Annotated in this window: 5 protein-coding genes; 4 read left to right on the top strand and 1 reads right to left on the bottom strand. The window is 74.1% G+C overall.

Annotated elements, in window-relative coordinates:
• Positions 1–2: 2 nt before the first annotated feature.
• Positions 3–1,583, bottom strand: coding sequence for an ABC transporter substrate-binding protein (locus ACFVGO_RS34475; protein ID WP_380636069.1), 1,581 nt, complete (start codon positions 1,581–1,583; stop codon positions 3–5).
• Between the two features lie 221 nt (positions 1,584–1,804).
• Here ACFVGO_RS34475 and ACFVGO_RS34470 point away from each other — a divergent pair, with 221 nt between their 5' ends.
• The 4 genes from ACFVGO_RS34470 to ACFVGO_RS34455 form a co-directional block, all read left to right on the top strand.
• On the top strand, positions 1,805–3,499 hold the full coding sequence (locus ACFVGO_RS34470) for a DUF885 domain-containing protein (protein ID WP_380636067.1): 1,695 nt from the start codon (positions 1,805–1,807) through the stop codon (positions 3,497–3,499).
• Between the two features lie 310 nt (positions 3,500–3,809).
• Entirely contained in the window at positions 3,810–4,145 is a 336-nt protein-coding gene (locus ACFVGO_RS34465) for a DUF5132 domain-containing protein (RefSeq protein WP_359901302.1), read from the top strand.
• A 191-nt stretch (positions 4,146–4,336) separates the two neighbouring features.
• Positions 4,337–6,634 carry an ATP-binding cassette domain-containing protein gene (locus tag ACFVGO_RS34460; RefSeq protein WP_380636065.1) on the top strand — a complete coding sequence of 766 codons (2,298 nt, stop codon included), beginning with the start codon at positions 4,337–4,339 and terminating at the stop codon, positions 6,632–6,634.
• A gap of 103 nt (positions 6,635–6,737) precedes the next feature.
• Positions 6,738–23,950 (top strand): non-ribosomal peptide synthase/polyketide synthase (locus ACFVGO_RS34455; RefSeq protein ID WP_380636064.1); only part of this gene is annotated, 17,213 nt, incomplete at its 3' end.

The following is a 23,950-nucleotide window of genomic DNA, read 5'->3' as shown; positions in this document are numbered from 1 at the left end:
GGTCACTGGTGGAGGCGGATGCTGGTGGGGACGAGCTGGCCGCCGAAGGTGGTGGTGAAGGTAGTGCGGTAGCCGTACACGCCACTTCGGCCGTCGGCGATCGGCAGGGCGTCGGCCGCGCGGAAGAGCGCGGCGGCGGCCCGGTTCCAGGTGCCGCAGCCCGAGGTGTCGGTCTCCCGGAGGGCCTGGGTGACCAGGGCGTCGTACTCGGGGTTGCGCACGCCCGCGAAGTTGAGGCCCTGGGCGGGGGTGGGGCCGGAGAAGAAGGGGATGAAGCCGACCGGGAGCGCGAACCCCGGGGTACTGCCGACCACCACGTCGAAGTCGGCGCTCCGGTACATGGCGTTGACGAGGGCGGGCAGGCTCTCGGTGACCAGGTCGACCTGCGCACCGAGCGTCGTCCACTGCCGGGCCATCAGCTCGGCGACGGAGGAGAGGGTCGGGCCGAGGTCGGGGCTGGTGATCAGGCGGAGTCGGAGCGTCCGGCCGTCCTTGGTCAGCGGACCACCGGGGGAGCGGGTCCAGCCGGCCGCCTGCAGGGCCTCGGCGCCGTCCTGGGCGGGCAGGTTGGCGTCGGCGAGGTCGGCGTGGCAGACGGCGCCCTCGGCGCCGAAGTCGGTGGCGGGGCTGCCGGTGCCGCCGACGGCGACGTTGGCGAGCCCCCGACGGTCGAGGGCGGAGACCAGGGCGCGGCGCAGCGCAGGGTCGGCGAGGGCCCGGCCGGGGCGCTGGTTGAAGAAGGTCAGCCCGACCACGGTCGCCACGTCGGTGGCGGCCAGGCCGTGGCCGGTGAGCCGGGCGCGGTCCGGCCCGTTCACGTTCGCGATCTCGACGCCCCCGGTGAGCAGCAGGTTCGCCGCGGTGGAGGCCTGGGGAACGACCGAGACGACGATGCGCGCGGGGAGGCCGGGCTCCGCGGTGGTCGCCCCGGCGGGCCCCCAGGAGTATCCGTCGCGGACGGTGAACTCGTAGGGCCCGCCGGGGGTGTAGCGGGTCAGCACGTAGGGGCCGGTGCCCTGGGTGGCGCGGTCCAGCGTCCGGGGCCGGTCGAGCCCGGCGGGGCAGACGATCGGCAGCAGGCCGATGCTGCGGGTGAGAAAGGGGAAGGGGGCGGCGGTGGTCGCCGACACCGTGCCGGTCCCGTCGTCGGCGCTCGCGGTGAACGGCACGTTCGGCAGGACGGTCCGGGCGCCGGCGAGCTGGTTGGCCGGGTCGTTCGCGTAGGTGAGCGCCCGGGCCACCGCCGAGGCGGTGAGGGGGGTGCCGTCGGAGCAGGTGACGTCCGGGCGCAGGGTGAAGGTGGCCGTGGTGGTCGTGGCCTGCCAGGACGAGGCCAGACCGGTGACCAGGGTGCCGTCGGGGGCGAGGTTGACCAGGGAGTCGTAGGCGTAGCGGGCCTGAGCAGCGCCGAAGGTGGAGTACGGGTCGAAGCTGGGGGTCTCGCTGGCCGCCGCGATCCGGACGGTCCCGCGGTCCACGAGGGGGGTGGTCGTCGAGGACTCGGCGCCGCCGCACCCGCTCAGCGCGACGGCCGCGGCGGTCAGGGTGGCCGCCAGGGCGACCGACGGTGAACGACGGGGCATGGCGTCATGGTGCCACCGGGGATTGGCGATGGCGATTCAACTGGACCGTGGCAAAGGTGTGTTCGAGTGACCCGGTCCGCCTCTCGCCTGGACGGGAGCGGTGGGCGTCGGGCGCGGGAGAGCCGGGGCTGTGATCCTGATTCACTCTTTCGGGGGGTGTTGTGGGCTGTCCGTCCCCGCCCGGGTGACCTGGCCGTCCGTCATCGCCACACTGTGTCGACATGACGACGAACGAGCCGGGTCGCGAGGTCGGTCACCTGGCCGACCGCTACTGGGAGTTCCTGTTGGAGCGGGAGCCGTTGCTGCGGGTCCGTCAGGGGCTCCCGGTCGACACGCTGCCGGGAGCGTCGCTCACCGAGGCCGAGGAGCGGCAGCGGTTCGCGGCAGACGTGCTGTCGCGGGTCCGGGCGCTCGACGAAGCGGAGCTGCCCGGTGCCGATGCCGACACCGCGGCCGTCCTCGTGGCGCTGGCGGAACAGGAGCTGCGGGCCCATCGGTGGTACTGGCTGACGCCCTCCGCCACGCCGTACCGGCTCTTCCCGCTCTCGCTGTACGTCGATGTCGTCCTGAGCGCCTTCCGCTTCGCCGAACGGTCCGACAGCGACCGCTACTTGGCGCTGGTGCGGGACCTCGCGCGCGTGGTCGGCTCGATCGGCGACAAGGTGGTCGGACAGGCCGCGCTCGGCTTCCGGGTGCCGGCGCCGGCCCTGGCCGGAGTGCGGGCCACCATCGAGGGCCTGCGGTCCTCCGCCGTGCGCCGGGTCGCGGTGGCGGACGACCGGCTCGACGGGCTGGGACCGGCCGAGCGCGGCCGCCTCCGCGACGGTGTGCAGGGGCTGGTGGAGGCCGAGTTGGCGCCGGCCTTCGACAGGCTGCTCGGGTGCGTCGACGACCCGGCGTACCCGGGAGGGGCGCCGCAGGGCGTCGGGTGGGCGCAGTACGAGGGTGGCGGGGAAGCGTACCGGGACTTCGTCCGGACCCACACCGGGAGCGACACCGAGCCCGAGCGGCTGCACGAGCTCGGCCGCGACCAGTGCCGAGAGCTGGCGGAGCGGATGCGGGAGGCGCGCGCGGCCCTCGGCTTCCACGGCCCCGAGGCCGAGTTCCACGCACGGCTCCGGACCGAGCCCCGGTTGTACGCCCGGACTCCCGAGGAGGTCGAGGCCCGCTTCCGCGGCCACCTCGACCGGCTGGAGCCACGGCTGCCGCAGTGGTTCGCCACCCTGCCGGCCGCGCCGTACGGGCTGGCCCGGTTGGACCCGGCACTGGAGCCGGGGATGACCTTCGGGTACTACGAGGCTCCGACCGCGGCCAGTGCGGTCGGGCACTACCGCTACAACGGCTCGGACCTGGACCGGCGGTCCCTGATCGGCTCGGCCTCGTTGATCTACCACGAGCTGGCGCCCGGGCACCACTTCCACCTGGCCCGGCAGGCGGAGAACACCGCCCTGCCGCTGGTGCGCCGCGAGGCGGCGGAGTTCGGCGCGTTCAACGAGGGCTGGGCCGAGTACGCGGCGGGGCTCGGCTGGGAGATGGGCCTCTACGAGGACCCGTGGGACGCGTACGGGCGCCTCGCGCAGGAGCGGTTCACCGCGCAGCGGCTCGTCGTCGACACCGGGCTCAACCTCGGGACGATGGACCTGGCGCAGGCGCGGGACTTCATGCGCGCCAACTCCACGGAGGAGGACGGCCAGATCGCTTCGGACCTGCTGCGGTACTCGACGGACCTGCCGGGGCAGGCGCTCTCCTACCGCGCGGGGTACCTGGAGTTCGTCCGGCTGCGGGAGGGGGCCGAGGCCGGCCGGGGTGCCGGGTTCGACGTGCGGGCCTTCCACGAGGCGGTGCTGGGAGGGGGTGCGCTGCCGTTCTCCGCCCTGCGCCGGCGGGTGGCGCGGGAATTCGGAAGCCATGGCTGATCGCTAAATAATATTATCCGTCAAATTGATGGGCATGCGTACCACGATTCGTCGCGGTTGGTGGTTCGGATTGCACTCGCACGAGTGAATCCCGTTGAGAACGTTTGGTTTTGGCGAGTCTGGCTCGACTACGGTGACGGAGGATCGGGCGGTGGACCCCATCGGCGAGGAATTCGGTTCGGCGGGAAATCCGCGACGGAACCGGTCATCCGGCGAGAGGGGTGCTTCCGTCCGTCCTGCTGTGCACGCTCCGGAGTCCGAAGCGCTCGGGGTCCCGTGTCAACCGTCTGCGTAGAGAGGTTGGAACACCATGCCGCCCGTAGTTCCGCCGTTCCTGATCGGTCTCGTCGTCGCGCCGCTGGCCAAGCGCCTTCTCAAGCCACTGGTGCGCGGCGTCGTCAAGACGTCCGTCGGCATCGTCATGGAGGTGAAGAAGGCCGCCCACGAGGCCGGTGAGAACATCCACGACCTCGCGGCCGAGGTGGCCGCCGACATGGTGGCGGCGCAGGCCGTCTCCGGTGACGGCCACCGAGCCGTCGAGCACGATGCACCGATCGAGGGGAAGACCGAGGTGATCGACCCGGCCGAGGCCGAGACGAGGGCCCCGAAGATCCGTGCGACGGCCGCTGCCGGAAAGGCGCACTGACGCACCGGCACGCTTCGACCCGCCGCCTGGGCGCACACCGCGACCGACTTCGCGACCTGTGTCCACGCGGTGGCCGGCCGTGGGCGTTCCGGCCGTACTACCCGCCCCCTTCAGATTCCCACTCCGTCGCAGTGCTCCGTCGTGCCCGATGACGGATCGCCCGTGACCTCCGCAAACAGGTGATCGTACACATGCCATCTCTGCTGGGTGCCGCAGCCGGATTCCGCTCCGTGGATCCGGACGCGAGCCCGCGCTCGGTCATTCCGGGCCGCCAGCGCTGGGACGTCAAGCTGGTCCTCGGACGGCCCCGGACGGCCGAAGTCCTCGCAGCGGCCCTGCGTCGCGTCCCCGGGATCACCGAGGCACAGGCGAACCCGATCACCGGTGGGGTCCTCGTCCGGCACGAACCGCAGCTGCGCGCCGCGGATGTCGGCCGGATCATCCGCAGGGTGGTCGCCCGGGTCGCGGCGGGTCCGGTCCGGACCGGACCTCCGGTGGCGGCCCGGTCCGCCGTCGAACCGGGGACGCGTCCGGACCGCGCTCCCGTCCTGCGCCCCGTCCTCGCCGTGGGCGGCGGGGTGGCGGCCGGCATCGCACTGATCCGCGGGTCGGCGCTGAGCAGGCAGCTGGTGGCACTCGGTGGGGTCGCGGCCGCGACCGCGGCCGTCGTCCGGAAGGCCTGGCGCAGGACGGTCGGGACGACCCGGGACCTGTCCGGGACCGGAGCCGCACGCCACCCCCTGCTGGAGATCGTCGGACCGCACCGGAAGCGGTTCTACCGCGCCACCGCGCTGTCGGTGGCCTGCCAGGTCTCGGAGATGGCGCTGGGCACCTTCCTCGGCTGGACGGGACTCGTACTCATCAAGGGCGAGGCCGCACCGCTCGTCCGCCTCGGCCTGACCACCGCGTCCGCCCAACTCTGGGGACTGGCCGGGCTGGTGGCGGCCGCCTGCGCCGCCGTGGCGGGCCTCTCGTACGCCTCGAACCTCCAGTGGCGCGGGCTCGGCGAGGACATCGAGCACGACTGGCGCAGCCGGACGTACGCCCACGTGCAGCACCTCGAACTGCGCCACCTGGAGGGCGAGCGGACCAGTCGGGTCGCCGGTGCGCTCACCGGGGACGTCGGTCAGTTGGGCACGTTCTTCGCCACCTCGGCCAACGACGTGCTGCACCTGGGGACCAGCCTGCTGATCCTGGTACCGATGTTCCTGCTGATGGCGCCGCAGATCGCCTGGATCGCCTTCCTGCCCATCCCCGTCATCGCCTGGCTGTCGCTCCACTACCAGGACAAGGTCGCGGCCGATTACGCCGTCTCCGGCGAGAACCGGGCCAGGCTGCACAGCCAGCTGGTGAACTCGCTGGAGGCCGGCGCCACCGTCAAGAGCTTCTGCACGGAGGACTACGAGGCCGAACGCATCGACGGCTTGAGCGAGGCGGTTCAGGAGAGCAACCAGCAGACCGCCCGGAGCACGATCCGCCACGCCGAGACGGTCCGGGCCTGCACGACCGCCTCCATGGCCGGCACCCTGCTGGTCGGCGGCCGCTCGGTGCTCAACGGAACGCTGCGCTTCGAGGTGTTCAGCCCGTTGATCGGTCTGCCCCAGATGGTGCTGTTCCGGATGAACCGGCTCGGCGGCATCGTCGACCAGTACCAGCGCACCCTCGCCGCCTACGACCGGGTCCAACGGCTGCGGGCCCTGCCCGTCGAGACCGAGGGCACCGGCGGATCGCTCGACGTGGAGACGGTGAAGGGCGAGATCGTCCTCGACGACGTGACCTTCGCCTACCCCGGTCGGCCGCCGGCGCTGGCGGACCTCTCGCTGACCATCCCCGCCGGGCGGACCACCGCCCTCGTCGGCGCCACCGGCTCCGGCAAGACGACGGTCGCCAAGCTGCTGATGCGTTTCCAGGACGCGGAATCCGGCCGCGTGCTGCTCGACGGGCGGGACCTGCGCGACCTGCCCCGGCACGATCTGCGCCACGCGATCGGTTTCGTCGCCCAGGATCCGTTCCTCTTCGACGGCAGCATCGCCGACAACATCCGCTACGGCTGCTTCGAGGCCTCGGACGAGGCCGTCACCGAGGCGGCCACGATGGCCGAGGCCCACGCCTTCATCACGACGCTGCCGGACGGCTACGACACGGTGATCGGCGAACGCGGCGCCGCCCTCTCGGGCGGCCAGCGGCAGCGGATCGCCCTTGCACGGGCGATCCTCAAGGACGCGCCGGTCGTGATCCTGGACGAGGCCACCTCCGCCGTGGACAACGAGACCGAGGCCGCCATCCAGCGCACGCTCCGCGGCTTCGCGGCCGACCGGACGATGGTCATCATCGCCCACCGGCTCTCCACCGTCCGTCACGCCGACCGGATCTACGTCATGGACAAGGGCGGTGTCGTCGCGGAACAGGGAACCCACGACGAACTCCTCGCCCGGCACGGACTCTACGCATCCCTCTGGCAGCTCCAGGCCGGCGAACTCGCCGCCTGACCGCAGAGAGCCGCACCGCCCGCCGACCGTGTGACGCCACCACGGTCGGCGTGGCCCGGCGCGTCCTGCGCGCATGCCCGCCCACACTTCTGGAGGTACCCCCATGTCCCGTCGCGACGGCGACGTCCTTCCCCTGACCGCGGCCCAGCGGGAGATCTGGCTCGCCGAGCAGCGCTCCCGGACACCGATCCCCGGCTACCGCGTCGGTGAGTGCCTGGAGATCCACGGACCGGTCGATCCGGAACTGTTCGAGACCGCGCTGCGCCGGGTGGTCGACGAGGTCGACGCCCTGCACGTGACCTTCGTCGACGAGGGCGAGGGCCCGCGCCAGATCCTCCGCGAGACCTGGGACTGGACACCGGCACACCTGGACCTCAGCGGGGAGCCCGCCCCCCGTGCGGCGGCCGTGGAGTGGATGGAGCGGGACCTGATGCGCCCGCTGGACCTCGCGCACGACCCGCTGTTCGGGCACGCGCTGGTCAAGCTGTCACCGACCGAGTTCCTCTGGTACCTGAACTACCACCATGTGGTGCTGGACGCGATCAGCAGCTCCATGGTCCGCCAGCGGGTCGGCGAGGTGTACTCGGCGCTGGCCGAGGGCGGCGCCGTGCCGCCCTGCCCGTTCGGCTCGCTACGGGACCTGGTCGACAGCGACGCCGCCTACCGTTCGTCCGCCGACTTCACCGCCGACCGCTCCTACTGGACCGAGCGCTTCGCCGACCTGCCCGCCCCGACCCGGCTCACCGACACCTCCGCCACCGATCCGCACCGCGCCCTGCGCCTGGCCGAGGAGCGGGAACTGCGGAGCCCGGAGGCGCTGCGGGCGGCGGCGGGGCGGACCGGAGTCCGGTGGTCCCGCCTGGTGATCGCGGCGGCGGCGCTCTACGCCCACCGGCTGAGCGGATCCCAGGACGTGGTGCTCGCCCTCCCCGTCACCGCCCGTCGGGGCTCCGACCGCGACCTGATGTCCGTGCCCGGCACGATGTCCAACGTGGTGCCGCTGCGGCTGACGGTACGACCGGACATGCCGTGGCGCGAACTCGTCGCCCAGGTGGCACGGGAGGTCGAGGCGGCCGTCGCGCACGAGCGCTACCGCAGTGAGGACCTGCTGCGGGACCTCGGCGCGCCGGGCAGCATCGGCACGGCGTTCCCGCTGATCGTCAACATCATGGCCTTCAACGCCAGGCCCGCCTTCGCCGGGCACCCCGCCTCCGTGCACCACTTCGTGTCCGGGTCGACCAGCGACCTGGCCGTCTGGGTCTTCGACTACCGGGACGGCAACCCCCCGCTCCTCCGGCTGCACGGAGCGCCCGAGGCGTACGGCGACGAGGACCTCGCCGCGCACCGGCAGCGGCTGCTCGCCCTGCTCGACGCAGTCGCGGACTGCGACCCCGACGAGGCGGTGGGCCGGATCGACCTGCTCACGACCGAGGAGCACCACGAGGTGGCGGCCCTCGGCACCGGGCGGTTGGCGGCGGCGCCGGCCACGAGCCTGCCGGAGCTGTTCCGCGAGCACGTCCGGGCGGCTCCGGACCTCGTCGCGCTGGTGTGCGGCGACGTCTCGCTGACGTACGCGGAGCTCGACGCACGGTCGAACCGGCTGGCGAACGCCCTGATCGACCGGGGCGCGGGGCCGGAGCGCCTGGTGGCGGTGGCGCTGCCGAGGTCGGCCGAGCTGGTGGTGGCGATCCTCGCCGTACTGAAGACCGGCGCGGCGTACGTCCCGGTCGACCCCGAGTACCCGGCCGCCCGGATCGCCTACCTGCTCGACGACGCCCGGCCGGCGCTGGTGGTGACCGACTCCGGCAGCGTTGAGCGGCTGCCCGACGGCGGTCCGGTCGACCGGCTGGTGCTCGACGCCCCGGAGACGGCCGCCCTGCTGGCGGGCTGCCAGGCGACCGACCCGATGGTGGCCGTCGATCCGAGCCACCCGGCGTACGTCATCCACACCTCCGGCTCCACCGGTCGGCCCAAGGGCGTGCTGCCGACCCACGGGGGCCTGCTCAACCTGCTCACGGACCTCCGGGAGGTGCACTTCCGGGCGGCGCTCGGGGACCGGCAGCGGCTGCGAGTGGCCCTGACCACCTCGGTGTCGTTCGACGCTTCCCTGAACCAGCTGCTCGCCCTGTTCGCGGGCCACGAGCTGCACGTCCTGGACCACGCGACCTGGACCGACCCCGAGGCCTTCGTGGGCTACGCGGCGCGCTGCGGGCTGGACTACATCGAAGCGACGCCGTCCTACCTGCAGGTCCTCGTCACCCACGGGTTGTCGGGCCACCTCGGCTGGCGTCCGGCGCTGGTCGCAGCAGGCGGCGAGGCCGTCCCGGAGCGGCTGTGGGAACAGCTGCGGGCGGCCGAAGGGGTGTCCTGCCTCAACCTCTACGGACCGTCCGAGTGCACCGTCAACCCGGTGATCGCGTCCGTGGGTTCGAGCCCGCGTCCGGTCATCGGCCGGCCTGGCACCAATGTCCGGCTCCACGTACTCGACGGCGCCCTGCGGCCGGTGCCGGCCGGGGTGCCGGGCGAGCTGTACATCGCCGGCGCGTGCCTCGCCCGCGGCTACCTGAACCGGCCGGGGCTGACCGCCGGACGGTTCGTGGCCAGTCCCTTCGGCGCGCACGGCGACCGCATGTACCGCACCGGTGACCTGGTGCGCTGGGGTGCGGACGGGCAGCTGGAGTTCCTCGGACGCACGGACGACCAGGTCAAGGTCCGGGGCTTCCGGGTGGAGCTCGGCGAGATCGAGGCCGTCCTCGCCGAGCACCCGCGGGTCGCCCGGGCCGCCGTCGTGGTGCGCACCGAGGGCGAGCCCCGGCTGGTCGCCTACGCCGTCGCCGAGCCCGGCGCCGCGGTCACCGACACCGCCCTGCGCGCACACCTGCGGGAGCGACTGCCCAAGCACATGGTGCCGTCGGCCTTCGTGCTGCTGGACGCCCTGCCCCTGACCCCGAACGGCAAGCTCGACCGGCGGGCCCTCCCGGCGCCCGACCGGCAGCCCGTCGACCAGGGGCGCGCTCCGCGCACCGCGAGCGAGCACCTGCTCGCCGGCCTGTTCGCCGAGGTGCTCGGCGTGCCGGAGGTCGGCGCCGACGACAGCTTCTTCGACCTGGGCGGGCACTCCCTGCTGGCCACCCGGCTGGTCGCCCGGGCCCGGTCGGTACTGGGCGTGGAGCTGAGGCTGCGCGACCTGTTCGACGCGCCGACGGTGGCGGAACTGGCCGCGGCGGTGGACGTCGCGGGCCGGGCCCGCCCGGCGCTGGGGCGGCGCGAGCGGTCCGAGGCCGTCCCGCTGTCCTTCGCGCAGCGCCGGCTCTGGTTCCTGCACCGCATGGAGGGCCCGAGCGCCACGTACAACATCCCGCTGACCCTGCGGCTGTCCGGACACCTGGACCAGCGGGCCCTGGAGGCCGCCCTGACGGACCTGGTCGAGCGGCACGAGAGCCTGCGCACCGTCTTCCCGGTGGTCGACGGCGTGCCGTGCCAGCGAGTGCTGGACGCCGACGCGGCACGGCCGCGGCTGCGGGTGACCGAGGCCGGTGAGCACGACCTGCCGGACCTTCTGGCCGAGGCGGCGCGGCACGGCTTCGAGCTCTCCGAGGAGCCGCCGCTGCGAGCCGAGCTGTTCCGGCTCGGCACCGAGGAGCACGTGCTGCTGCTGGTGGTGCACCACATCGCCGGAGACGGCTGGTCGGCGGGGCCGCTCCTGCGGGACCTGCGGACCGCCTACGCGGCCCGTACCGAGGGCGCGAAGCCGGAGTGGTCGCCACTGCCCGTCCAGTACGCCGACTACGCCCTCTGGCAGCGGGAGCTGCTCGGCGACGGTGCCGACCCGGACAGCCTGCTGAGCGGCCAACTCGCTTACTGGCGGGAGCAGCTGGCGGACCTGCCCGAGCAGGTGGAACTGCCCTTCGACCGGCCCCGGCCGGCCGCGATGTCCTACCGGGGCGCCCACCTGCCGGTGCGGATCGACGCCGAGCTGCACCAGGGCCTGCGCGCGCTCGCCCGGGACGGCGGCGCCAGCCTCTTCATGGTGCTCCAGGCCGGGCTGGCCGCTCTCCTGGGCAAGCTCGGCGCCGGCACCGACGTCCCGATCGGCACGCCGATCGCGGGACGCACCGACGAGGCCCTGGACGACCTGGTCGGCTTCTTCGTCAACACCCTCGTGCTGCGCACCGACCTGTCAGGCGACCCCTCGTTCACCGAACTGCTCGGCCGGGTCCGCTCCGACGCGCTGGCCGCGTACGCCCACCAGGACGTGCCGTTCGAGCACCTGGTGGAGGCGCTGAACCCGACCCGGACACTGGCGCACCACCCGCTGTTCCAGACCATGCTCGCCCTGCAGAACGCGCCGCTCGGCGCCTTCGACCTGCCGGGGCTGCGGGTGACGACCGACCTGGTGCACACCGGGACGGCCAAGTGCGACCTGACCTTCATCCTGGCCGAACAGCCGGGTACGGAAGGGCTGTCGGGCGTGGTCGAGTACAGCACCGACCTGTTCGACGAGGCCACCGTGGCCGGGATCGTCGACCGGTGGCTGCGGCTGCTGCGCGCCGTCGTCGCCGACCCCGGCCGGCGGATCGGCCGGGTGGACGTGCTGTCCGCCGAGGAGCTCCGCGTCCTCCTCCCGGCTCGTACCGACCGGGAGGAGGACACGCCGGGGAGCGGCCTGGCCGCGCTCTTCGAGCAGCAGGTACGGGCCGACCCGGCCACCGTCGCCCTCACGGACGGTGAAGTAACCTTTTCCTACAGCGAGTTGAACACCCGCGCCAACCGGCTCGCGCACGCCCTGATCGACCGGGGCGTGGGCCCGGAGCAGCTGGTGGCGCTGGCCCTGCCGCGCTCGGCGGACCTGGTCGTGGCGGTGCTCGCGGTGCTCAAGGCCGGCGCCGCGTACGTGCCGGTGGACCCGGCGTACCCGGCCGCCCGGATCGCGTACCTGCTCCAGGACACCCGGCCGGCGCTGCTGCTGACGACGAGCCGGACCGGCGAGCTGCCGGGTGCGGAGCAGGTCGACCGGCTGCCGCTGGACGCGCTCGACCTGGACGGGCTGCCGGACACGGACCCGGGGATCACCGTCGATCCCGACCACGCCGCCTACGTCATCCACACCTCCGGCTCCACCGGCAACCCCAAGGGCGTGGTGGTCCCGCACCGCAACGCGGTGCGCCTGTTCCGGACGACGGAGGAGCTGTTCGGCTTCACCGCCGACGACGTCTGGACCCTCTTCCACTCCTACGCCTTCGACTTCTCGGTCTGGGAGCTGTGGGGCGCGCTGCTGCACGGCGGCCGCCTCGTGGTCGTGGACCACGAGACCAGCCGCTCGCCCGGCCGCTTCCTGGAACTCCTCGCCCGCGAGCGGGTGACGGTGCTCAACCAGACGCCGTCCGCCTTCTACCAGCTGATGCAGGCGGACGCCGAGCACCCGCGTGAACTCGCCCTGCGGACCGTGGTGTTCGGCGGCGAGGCGCTGGAGCACGCCCGGCTCGCGAACTGGTACGAGCGGCACCCGGAGGACGCGCCCCGGCTGGTCAACATGTACGGCATCACCGAGACCACGGTGCACGTCACGTACGCCGCGCTCGACCGGTCCGGCACCGCCCCCGGCGAGATCGGCGCGGCCCTCCCGGACCTGCGGGCGTACGTGCTCGACGACGGCCTGCGGCCGGTGGCCCCGGGCGTGCCCGGCGAGCTGTACGTCGCGGGCCCCGGCCTGGCGCGCGGCTACCTGAACCGGCCCGGCCTCACCGCCGGGCGGTTCGTGGCGGACCCGTTCGGGCCACCGGGATCGCGGATGTACCGCAGCGGCGACGTGGTGCGGCGCGGTGGGGACGGAAGCCTGCGCTACGTCGGCCGGGCCGACCAGCAGGTGAAGGTGCGCGGATTCCGGATCGAGCTCGGCGAGATCGAGGCGGTACTCGCCGCGCACCCGGGCGTCGGCCAGGCCGCCGTCCTGGCCCGGCAGGACCGGGCCGACGACACCCGGCTGGTCGGGTACCTGGTGCCGGCCGCCGGAGCCGCGCCGCGCCCGGCCGAGTTGCGTGCGCACCTGAGCGAGCGGCTGCCGGAGCACATGGTGCCGTCGGCGTTCGTCGTGCTGGACGCGCTGCCGCTGACCGCCAACGGCAAGCTCGACCACCGGGCCCTGCCCGCCCCCGACCTCGCCCCGGCGGCAACCGGCCGCGCGCCGCGCACCCCGCAGGAGCAGGTGCTCTGCGAGCTGTTCGCCGAGGTCCTGGGCGTGCCGTCGGCCGGCGTCGAGGACGGCTTCTTCGACCTGGGCGGGCACTCGCTGCTGGCCACCCGCCTGGCCGCCCGGATCCGGGCGACGCTCGGCGTGGAGATGCCGCTGCGCACCCTGTTCGAGGCGCCGACCCCGGCCACCCTCGCCGCCGCCCTCGTGGCGGCCGGACCGGCGCAGGCCGCCCTGGTGCGGCGCGAGCGCCCCGAGGTGGTCCCGCTGTCGTTCGCGCAGCGGCGGCTCTGGTTCCTGCACCAGCTGGAGGGCGCCGGCGCGAACTACCACATCGCCCTGGCGTGGCGGCTGTCCGGGGACCTGGACCGCCGGGCACTGGAGGCCGCCCTCGCGGACGTGGTCGGGCGGCACGAGAGCCTGCGGACCGTCTTCCCGGCCGTCGACGGTGTCCCGTACCAGCAGGTGCTGGACGTCGCGGCGGCCCGCCCGCGGCTGCTCGTGAGCCGGACCACGGAGGCCGAGCTGTCCACCCTGATGGCGGCGGCGAAGGACCGTCCGTTCGACCTGGCGGGCGATGCGCCGCTGCGGGTCGACCTGTTCGAGCTGGCATCGGACGAGCACGTGCTCCACGTGGTGCTCCACCACATCGCGGGTGACGGCTGGTCGTTGGGCCCGCTCGCGCAGGACCTGACCGCCGCCTGCGCGGCGCGCTGCCGCGGCGAGGAGCCGCGGTGGGAGAGCCTGCCGGTCCAGTACGCCGACTACACCCTGTGGCAGCACGAGCTGCTCGGCGAATCCGCCGACCCGGACAGTCCGTTCGCCCGCCAGGCGGCCTACTGGACACGGCAGTTGGCCGGCCTCCCGGAGCGGATCCAGCTGCCCGCCGACCGGCCCCGCCCGGCGGCCGCCTCGCACCGGGGCGGCTTCGTGCACGCCGGACTGGACGCCGAACTGCACCGCGGTCTGCGCGACCTCGCCCGCGAGCACGGCACCAGTCTCTTCATGGTCCTCCAGGCCGGGCTGGCGGCGCTGCTGAGCAAGCTCGGCGCGGGCGACGACATCCCGGTCGGCAGCCCGGTCGCCGGCCGGACCGATCAGGCGCTGGACGAGCTGGTCGGCTACTTCGTCAACACCCTGGTCTTCCGCACCGACACCTCGGGCGATCCGACCTTCGCCGAGCTGCTGGAGCGGGTCCGGGACACCTCGCTGGCCGGGTACGCCCACCAGGACCTGCCGTTCGAGCACCTGGTCGAAGCCCTCAACCCGGTGCGCTCGCTGGCGCACCACCCGCTGTTCCAGGTCATGCTGGTGCTGCAGAACGCGCCCCGGGCCGACTTCGCGCCGCCCGGGCTGCGCGTCGAAGGCATGCCGTTGACGACGACCACCGCCAAGCTCGACCTGATCTTCACCATGTCCGAGCGGCAGGCGCAGGACGGTCCCCCTGAGCCCGGCGGCCCGGGAGGTGTCCCCACCCCGGAGGGGATCGACGGGCTCGTCGAGTACGCCGACGACCTCTACGACCGGGCCACCGTCGAGACGATGTTCGCGCGCTGGGAGCGGCTGCTCCGCGCCGCGGTCGCCGACCCGCAGCGGCGGCTCAGCCAGTACGTCCTGCTCTCCGCGGAGGAGCGCGACGACCTGACGGCACTGGGCACCGGACCGGAGGTGGAGCTTCCGGCCGCGAGCGTGCCGGAGCTGTTCCGGGCACAGGTGCGGGCGACGCCGGACCTGGTGGCGCTGGTGTGCGGGGACGTCTCGCTGACGTACGAGGAGCTGGACGAGCGGGCGAACCGGCTGGCGCACGCCCTGGTCGCCCGGGGCGCGGGGCCGGAGCGGCTGGTGGCGGTGGCGCTGCCGAGGTCGGCCGAGCTGGTCGTGGCGATCCTCGCGGTGCTCAGGACCGGGGCGGCCTACGTCCCGATCGATCCCGGGTACCCGGCCGCGCGGATCGGGCACATGCTGGACGACGCCGGCCCGGTCCTGGTGGTGACCGACGCCCGGACCCGGGACGGGCTGCCGGAGGCCGGTCCGGCCGGGTGGCTGGTGCTCGACGACCCGGCGACGGCCGCCCTGGTGGCCGACTGCCCGGCGACGGACCCCCTGGTGACCATCGACCCGGGGCACCCGGCCTATGTGATCTACACCTCCGGCTCCACCGGCAGGCCCAAGGGCGTGGTGTCGACCCACGGCGGCCTGCTCAACCTCTTCGTCAGCCAGCGTCCGCTGCTGTTCCCCCGGGGGACGAAGGAGCGGCTGCGCATCGGGCTGACCACCTCGGTGTCGTTCGACGCCTCCTGCGACCAGCTGTCCAGCCTGTACGCGGGCCACGAACTTCACGTCCTGGACGAGGCGACCTGGTCCGACCCGGACGCCTTCGTCGACTACGCCACGCGCGTCGGGCTGGACTACGTCAACGCCACTCCGTCCTATCTGCAGGTGCTCGTCGCACGGGGGCTCCTGGACGACCCGGGGCGCCGTCCCGCGGTGGTCTCGATGGGCGGGGAGGCCGTTCCGGGCCAGCTGTGGGAGCGGCTGCGGGCCGTCGAGGGCGTGTCCTGCCTGAACTACTACGGGCCGTCCGAGTGCACGGTGGACGCCGTCGTGGCACCGCTGGAATCGAGTCCGCGCCCGGTGATCGGCCGGCCGCTCGGGGGCATCCGGCTGTACGTGCTCGACAGCGCGCTGCGGCCGGTGCCCGCAGGCGTGGCGGGCGAGCTGTACCTCGCCGGAGCGGGCCTGGCCCGCGGCTACCTGAACCGGCCGGGGCTCACCGCGGGGCGCTTCGTGGCGGACCCGTTCGGGACGGGCGGCACGCGGATGTACCGCACCGGCGACCTGGTGCGCTGGGGCGCCGACCGGAACCTGGAGTTCCTGGGCCGGACCGACGACCAGGTCAAGGTGCGCGGCTTCCGGATCGAGCTCGGCGAGATCGAGGCGGCGTTGGGTGAACACCCGCAGGTCGCCCAGGTCGCGGTGACCGTCCGGGAGGACCGGGCCGGGGACGCGAGGCTGGTCGCCTACCCGGTGGCCGTCACCGGGGCGGAACTCCGGCCGGACGAACTGCGGGCACACCTGCGCGAGCGACTGCCGGACTACATGGTCCCGGCCGCCTTCGTGCCCCTGGACGGCCTGCCGCTGACGGCCACCGGCAAGCTGGACCGGCGGGCGCTGCCCGCACCCGTCCACACCGCGGCGCGGACCGGCCGCGCCCCGCGCACTCCGCAGGAGCAGGTCCTCGCGGAGCTGTTCGCCGAGGTGCTGGGCGTGGCCGGGGTCGGGTCCGACGACGACTTCTTCGACCTCGGCGGGCACTCCCTGCTCGCCACCCGGCTGGTCGCCCGGGCGCGGGCCGCCCTCGGGGTGGAACTGGAGCTGCGCGCCCTCTTCGAGACGCCGACGGTGGCCGGGCTGGCCGCCGGACTCGGCGTGGCCGGCCGGGCGAGGCCCGCGCTGCGCCGCGCAGAGCGGCCCGACCAGGTCCCGCTGTCCTTCGCGCAGCGGCGGCTGTGGTTCCTGCACCAGCTGGAGGACGCCGGCCCGGTCTACAACATGCCGCTGGCGTGGCGGCTGACCGGTGAACTCGACCGCACCGCTCTGCGGGCCGCGCTCGGCGACGTCGTCGCCCGGCACGAGAGCCTGCGCACGGTCTTCCCCCAGGTCGACGGGGTTCCCCGCCAGGAGGTGCTGGACGCCGGAACGGCTCCACCCCGGCTGGCCGTCACCCGGGTGGGTGAGGCGGACCTGCCGGGGCTGCTGACGGCAGCTGCGGCGCGCGGATTCGACCTCGCGACCGAACCGCCGCTGCGCGCGGAGCTGTTCGAGGCGGGTCCGGACGAGCACGTGCTGCTGGTGGTGATCCACCACATCGCCGGCGACGGCTGGTCGCTGGGCGCGCTGTCCGCCGACCTGGCCACCGCGTACGCGGCCCGCCGCCGGGGCGAGGAGCCGCAGTGGGTGCCCCTGCCCGTGCAGTACGCCGACTACACCCTGTGGCAGAACCGGCTGCTCGGCGACGCGGCCGACGCCGACAGCCTGTTCGCCCGCCAGACGGACCACTGGACGCGAACGCTGGCCGACCTTCCGGAGCAGCTCCGGCTCCCCGCCGACCGCCATCGCCCCGCGACCCCCTCCTACGCCGGCGGGCACCTCGACGTCGAACTGGACGCCGAACTGCACACCGGGCTGGTCCGGCTTGGCCGGGAGCACGGCGCCAGTGTGTACATGGTGCTGCAGGCCGCCCTGGCATCGCTGCTGGACAAGCTCGGCGCGGGCACGGACATCCCGGTCGGCAGCCTGATCGCCGGCCGGACCGATCAGGCGCTGGACGACCTCGTCGGCTTCTTCGTCAACACCCTGGTGCTGCGCACCGACACCTCGGGCGACCCGACCTTCGCGGAGCTGCTGGCCCGGGTCCGGGAGGGCGCGCTGGCCGCCTACGCCCACCAGGACCTGCCGTTCGAGCACGTCGTCGAGGCCCTCAACCCGTCCCGGTCGCTCGCCCGGCAACCGCTGTTCCAGGTGCTGCTCGCGTTGCAGAACGTGCCCCGCACCGAGTTCGAGCTGGACGGTCTGGACTCCGAGATCCTCCTCGTGCGCACGCCCACCGCGATGTTCGACCTCGGCTTCCACCTGCTGGAGCACGGTGGCACCGGCGGACCGGCCGAGGGCATCGTCGGTCGGGTCGAGTACAGCACCGACCTGTTCGACCACGCAACGGTGGAGACGCTGCTCGCCCGGTGGCTGCGGCTGCTGGCGGCGGTGGTCGCCGAACCGGACCGGCCGCTGAGCCGGATCGACGTCCTCACCGCCGAGGAGCGGCACGAGCTGCTGGTCGCCCGCAACGACACCGCCGGCCCGGCTCCGGTCGAGAGCCTGCCCGCCCTGTTCGAGGCGCAGGTCCGGGCGACCCCGGAGGCCGAGGCGGTGCTGTTCGAGGACACCGCGCTGACCTACCGCGAGCTGAACCGCCGGGCCAACCGGCTGGCCCACGCGCTGATCGCGCGCGGCGTGGGACCGGAGCAGGTCGTCGCCCTGCGGCTGCCGCGTTCGGCCGAGCTGGTGGTCGCGGTCCTCGCGGTGCTCAAGACGGGCGCGGCGTACCTGCCGATCGACCCGGACTACCCGGCCGCCCGCATCGCGTACATGCTGGAGGACGCCCGACCGGCCGTGGTGCTCGACGACCTCGGGGCCGTCACACCGTCCGACGAGCAGCCGGAGCACGACCCGGTCGTCCCCGCGGACGCCCGGCACCCGGCCTACGTCATCTACACCTCCGGCTCCACCGGCCGGCCCAAGGCCGTCGTCATGCCCGCCGCCGGGCTGCTGAACCTGCTGGCGTGGCACCACGAGGCCGTCGGCGGCGAACCCGGCACGCGCACCGCGCAGTTCACCGCGATCAGCTTCGACGTCTCGGTGCAGGAGGTGCTCTCCGCGCTGCTGTACGGCAAGACCCTGGTGGTGCCGACCGAGGAACAGCGCCGCAGCGCCGAGCTGTTCGCCCACTGGCTGGACCGGCACCAGGTGGGGGAGCTGTTCGCGCCCAACCTGGTGGTCGAGGCGCTGGCCGAGGCCGCCGAGGAGGCCGGGCTGGAGCTGCCGGGCCTGCGGCTGATCGCCCAGGCCGGTGAGGCGATGCGCCTCGGCGGTGCGGTGCGCCGGCTCCAGGCCCGCCGGCCGGGCCGGGTGCTGCACAACCACTACGGCCCCGCCGAGACCCATGTGATCACCGCCTACCCGCTGCCGGCCGACCCCGCCGACTGCCCGGTGCCGGTACCGATCGGCCGTCCGATCGCCAACTGCCGGGTGTACGTGCTGGATTCGGCGCTGCGGCCGGTCGCCCCCGGCGTGCTGGGTGAGCTGTACCTCGCCGGAACGGGGCTCGCACGCGGCTACCTGAACCGGCCCGGTCTCACCGCCGGGCGCTTCGTCGCCAACCCGTACGGTCCGGCCGGCGCCAGGATGTACCGCACCGGCGACCTGGTCCGTTGGCGCGCAGACGGCGAGCTGGAGTTCGCCGGCCGGGTCGACCACCAGGTGAAGGTGCGCGGGTTCCGGGTCGAGCCGGGCGAGATCGAGGCCGAGCTGACCGCGCACCCGGGCGTCGCCCAGGTCGCGGTGCTCGCCCGGGAGGACCGGATCGTGGCGTACGTCGTCCCCGTGGCCGGGAGCGGGGCGACCGCGTCGGCGCTGACGGCGTACCTGCGCGGCCGGGTGCCGGAGTACCTCGTGCCGTCGGCGTTCGTGCTGCTGGACGCGCTGCCGCTGACGCCGAACGGGAAGCTGGACCGGGCGGCGCTGCCCGCGCCCGAGGCCACGAGCAGGGAGACGGGCCGGGCGCCGCGCACCCCGCAGGAGCAGATCCTGTGCGAGCTGTTCGCCGAGGTGCTGGGCCGGCCACGGGCCGGGGTCGACGAGGACTTCTTCGCGCTGGGCGGGCATTCCCTGCTCGCCACCCGGCTGGTCTCGCGGGTCCGGGCGACCCTCGGGGTCGAACTGGAGCTGCGCGCCCTGTTCCGGACCCCGACCCCCGCCGGGCTGGCCGCCGGGCTCCAGGACGCCGCCACCGCGCGGCAGGCCCTGGTGCCCCGGCCCCGCCGCGAGCCCATGCCGCTGTCCTTCGCCCAGCGCCGGCTCTGGTTCCTCCAGCAGTTCGGGGCACCGAGCGCCACCTACCACATGCCGCTGGCCCTGCGACTGTCCGGCGACCTCGACCGGGCCGCGCTGCGCGCCGCGCTCGCGGACGTGGTGGCCCGGCACGAGACCCTGCGCACGGTCTTCCCGCACACCGCCGGAATCCCGTTCCAGCGGGTGCTGGACAGCACCGAGGTCGCCGTCCCGCTGACCGTACGCGCGGCCGGCGAGGCCGAGGTGCCCGCCCTGCTGCGCGAGGCGGCGGTGCGCGGCTTCGACCTGACCGCGGAAGTGCCGCTGCGGGCGGAGCTGTTCGCGGTCGCGCCGGACGAGCACGTGCTGCTGCTGGTGATGCACCACATCGTCGGGGACGGCTGGTCCATGGGCCCGCTGGCCCGTGACCTGGCCACCGCCTACACCACCCGGCAGGGCGGCGGGGCGCCGGCCTGGCCGCCGCTGCCGGTGACGTACGGCGACTACACCCTGTGGCAGCACGAGATCCTCGGCGACGAGCACGACGCCGACAGCCTGTTCGCCCGCCAGGTCGCCTACTGGAAGGAGGCGCTGGCCGGGCTGCCCGAGCAGCTGCGGTTGCCCGCAGCCCGGCCGCGCCCGGCCGCCATGTCGTACGGCGGCGACCTGCTGGAACTCCGGATCGACGCCGAACTGCACACGGCGCTGGTGGAGTTGGCGCGACGCTCGGGTGCCACCCTGTTCATGGTGCTGCAGGCGGCGCTGGCCGCACTGTACACGCGGCTGGGCGCGGGTACGGACATTCCGATCGGGAGCCCGGTCGCGGGGCGCACCGACGAGGCGCTGGACGAGCTGGTCGGGTTCTTCATCAACACGCTGGTGCTGCGCACCGACACCAGCGGCGATCCGAGCTTCGCGGAGCTGCTGGGGCGGGTGCGGGAGACGGCGCTGTCGGCGTACGCGCACCAGGACGTGCCGTTCGAGCACCTGGTGGAGGCGCTGAACCCGTCCCGCTCGCTGTCGCACCACCCGCTGTACCAGACCGGGCTGGTGGTGCAGAACGCGCCGGGCGGCGACTTCGAGCTGCCGGGTCTGCGGGTCTCCGGAATGAGTGTGCTCACCGGGACGGCGCGGCTCGACCTGACCTTCGGGTTCGCGGAGGAGCACGGGCCGGACGGAGCGCCGGCCGGGCTCAGCGGCGCGGTGGAGTACAGCACCGACCTGTTCGACCGCCCGGCGGTCGAGGCCCTGGTCGCCCGGTGGACCAGGCTGCTGGCCGAGGTCGCCGCCGCGCCCGACCAGCCGATCGGCGGGATCGACCTGCTGTCCGCCGAGGAGCGCCGCGAGCTGCTGCCCGCCGTCGAGGGCGGGGCGGCCGGGGTGGGCCTGCCGGAGCTGTTCGCGGCGCGGCTGGCGGTGGCGCCGGACGCGGTCGCGCTGGTGTGCGGGGATCTGGAGTTGACGTACCGGGAGTTGAACGCCCGGGCGAACCGGTTCGCGCACGCGTTGATCGCGCGGGGGGTGGGCCCTGAGCAGTTGGTGGCGGTGGCGTTGCCGCGCTCGGTGGAGTCGGTGGTGGCGGTCCTGGGGGTGCTGAAGGCCGGGGCGGCGTACCTGCCGGTGGATCCGGCGTACCCGCGGGCGCGGATCGACTTCATGCTGGCGGACGCCCGTCCGGTGCTGGTGGTCGACGATCCGGGGATGGTGGTCGAGGGCGACCGGCCGGACACGGACCCGGTGGTCGCGGTCGACGTCCGGCACCCGGCCTACGTGATCTACACCTCGGGCTCGACCGGCCGCCCCAAGGGCGTCGTGGTCAGCCACTCCGGTGTGTCCGGCCTGGTGGCGGCGCAGGTCGAGCGGCTCGGCGTGGTGCCCGGCAGCCGGGTGCTCCAGTTCGCCTCGCCCAGCTTCGACGCGTCCTTCTGGGACCTGTGCAGTGCCCTGCTCAGCGGTGCCACCCTCGTCCTGGCCCCGGTGGACGCCCCGCTGGAGGCGCTGACGGACCACCGGCTCGGCGTCACCCATGTGACCCTGCCGCCCTCGGCTCTGGCGGCGGTGGACAGTGCCGACGTCGCGGCCACCACCCTGGTGGTGGCGGGGGAGGCGTGCCCGCCGGAGCTGGTGGCACGCTGGGCGCCGGGCCGGCGGATGATCAACGCGTACGGCCCGACCGAGACCACGGTCTGCGCGACCATGAGCGACCCGCTGTCCGCGGGGGCGGGTGTGCCGCCGATCGGCCGTGCGGTCGCCGGCTTCCGGGTCTACGTGCTGGACGAGCGGCTGCGCGTCGTGCCGCCGGGGGTGGTGGGGGAGCTGTACGTCGCCGGCCCGGGCCTGGCGCGGGGGTACCTGGACCGGCCCGGGCTCACCGCCGAGCGGTTCCCCGCCTGCCCGTTCGGCCCGGCCGGTGCACGGATGTACCGTACCGGCGACCTCGTGCGCCGCCGCGGTGACGGTGCGCTGGAGTACGTCGGCCGCGCCGACGACCAGGTGAAGGTCCGCGGCTTCCGGATCGAACTCGGCGAGATCGAGGCGGCCCTGGCCGGGCACTCCGCCGTCGCCCGGTCGGCGGTCCTGGCCCAGGACGACCGCCTCGTCGGCTACGTCACGGCTCGTCCGGACACGACTGTCCGTCCGACCGAGCTGGCGGCGTACCTGCGCGAGCGACTGCCGGACTACCTGGTGCCGTCGGCCTTCGTGCTGCTGGACGCGTTGCCGCTGACGCCGAACGGGAAGCTGGACCGGGCGGCGCTGCCCGCGCCCGAGGCCACGCCCACGGCTGCGGGTCGGGCGCCGCGCACCCCGCAGGAGCAGATCCTGTGCGAGCTGTTCGCCGAGGTGCTGGGCCTGCCGCAGGTCGGGGTCGACGACGACTTCTTCGACCTCGGCGGGCACTCCCTGCTCGCCACCCGGCTGGCCGCTCGGGTGCGCTCGGTGCTCGGCGTGGAGCTCGGGCTGCGCGCGCTGTTCCAGGCGCCCACGGTGGCGGGTCTGGCGGGGGCGCTGACGGAGGCCGGCAGCGCCCGCCCGAGGCTGACCGCGCGGGAGCGGCCGGAGGCCGTGCCGCTGTCCTTCGCCCAGCGCCGGCTCTGGTTCCTGCACCGCATGGACGGCGCGGCCGCGACCTACCACATCCCGCTGGCGCTCCAGCTGACCGGGACGCTCGACCGGACGGCGCTGGACGAGGCGCTGGCCGACGTGGTGGCCCGCCACGAGAGCCTGCGGACGGTGTTCCCGGAGGTGGGCGGCGTCCCGTGCCAGCGGGTCCTGGACCCGGCCGAGGCCCGGCCCCGGGCCGGGCTGACCGAGGTCGCGCAGGCCGAACTGCACGAGCGGCTGGCCGAGTTCGCCAGGCGGCCTTTTGACCTGACGGCGGAGGCGCCGCTGCGGGCGGAGCTGTTCGCCGTAGCGCCGGGCGAGCACGTGCTGCTGCTGGTCATGCACCACATCGCCGGTGACGGCTGGTCCACCGGCCCGCTCGCCCGCGACCTCGCCGAGGCGTACGCGGCCCGGAGCGAGGGCCGCGCGCCGGGCTGGTCGGACCTGCCGGTGCAGTACGCCGACTACACGCTCTGGCAGCGCGACCTGCTCGGCGACGCCACCGACCCGCAGAGCCGGTTCACCGAGCAGCTCGACTACTGGAAGCGCCAGCTGTCCGACCTCCCGGAGCTGCTCCGGCTGCCCGCCGACCGGCCGAGGCCGCCCGTCGCCGGTTGGCACGGCGATCACGTCGGCCTGGAACTCAGCCCCGAACTGCACGCCGCTCTGACCGAACTGGCGAGGAACACCGGCGCCAGCCTGTTCATGGTGCTGCAGGCCGCGCTGGCGGCGCTGTACACGCGGCTGGGCGCGGGGACGGACATCCCGATCGGGAGTCCGATCGCGGGGCGCACGGACGAGGCGCTGGACGAGCTGGTCGGGTTCTTCGTGAACACGCTGGTGCTGCGGACGGACACGAGCGGTGATCCGAGCTTCGCCGAGCTGCTCGGGCGGGTGCGGGAGACCTCGCTGTCGGCGTACGCGCACCAGGACGTGCCGTTCGAGCACCTGGTGGAGGTGCTGAATCCGTCCCGCTCGCTGTCGCACCACCCGCTGTTCCAGACCATCCTGGCCGTGCAGAACGCCCCGATGGGCCGGTTCTCGCTGCCGGGCCTGGAGGTCGCCGCCTACGCGGTGGCCACCGGAACCGCCAAGTTCGACCTCGGGGTGAGCCTCGTCGAGCGGTTCGGCCCGGACGGGAGCCCGGCAGGGATCGTCGGCGCGGCGGAGTACGCCACCGACCTGTTCGACCGCTCGACGGTCGAAGCCCTCGTCCGGCGCTGGACGCTCCTGCTGGAGGCGGTCACCGCCGACCCGGACCGGTCGATCGGCGGGATCGACCTCCTCGACGGCGACGAGCGGCACCGGTTGCTGGAGCGGGGCAACGCGACCGCCCGCGAGGTGGGCGCCGTTCCGGTGCCGCAGGCCTTCGCGGCCCAGGTGGCGGCGACGCCGGACGCGGTCGCCCTCGTCCGCGG

Source organism: Kitasatospora sp. NPDC057738, assembly GCF_042798815.1.
In the GTDB taxonomy this organism is placed as follows: Bacteria; Actinomycetota; Actinomycetes; order Streptomycetales; family Streptomycetaceae; genus Kitasatospora; species Kitasatospora lactacystinica.
The sequence above is the reverse complement of the archived record's forward strand: the minus strand, read 5'-3'. Positions and strand labels throughout refer to the sequence as shown.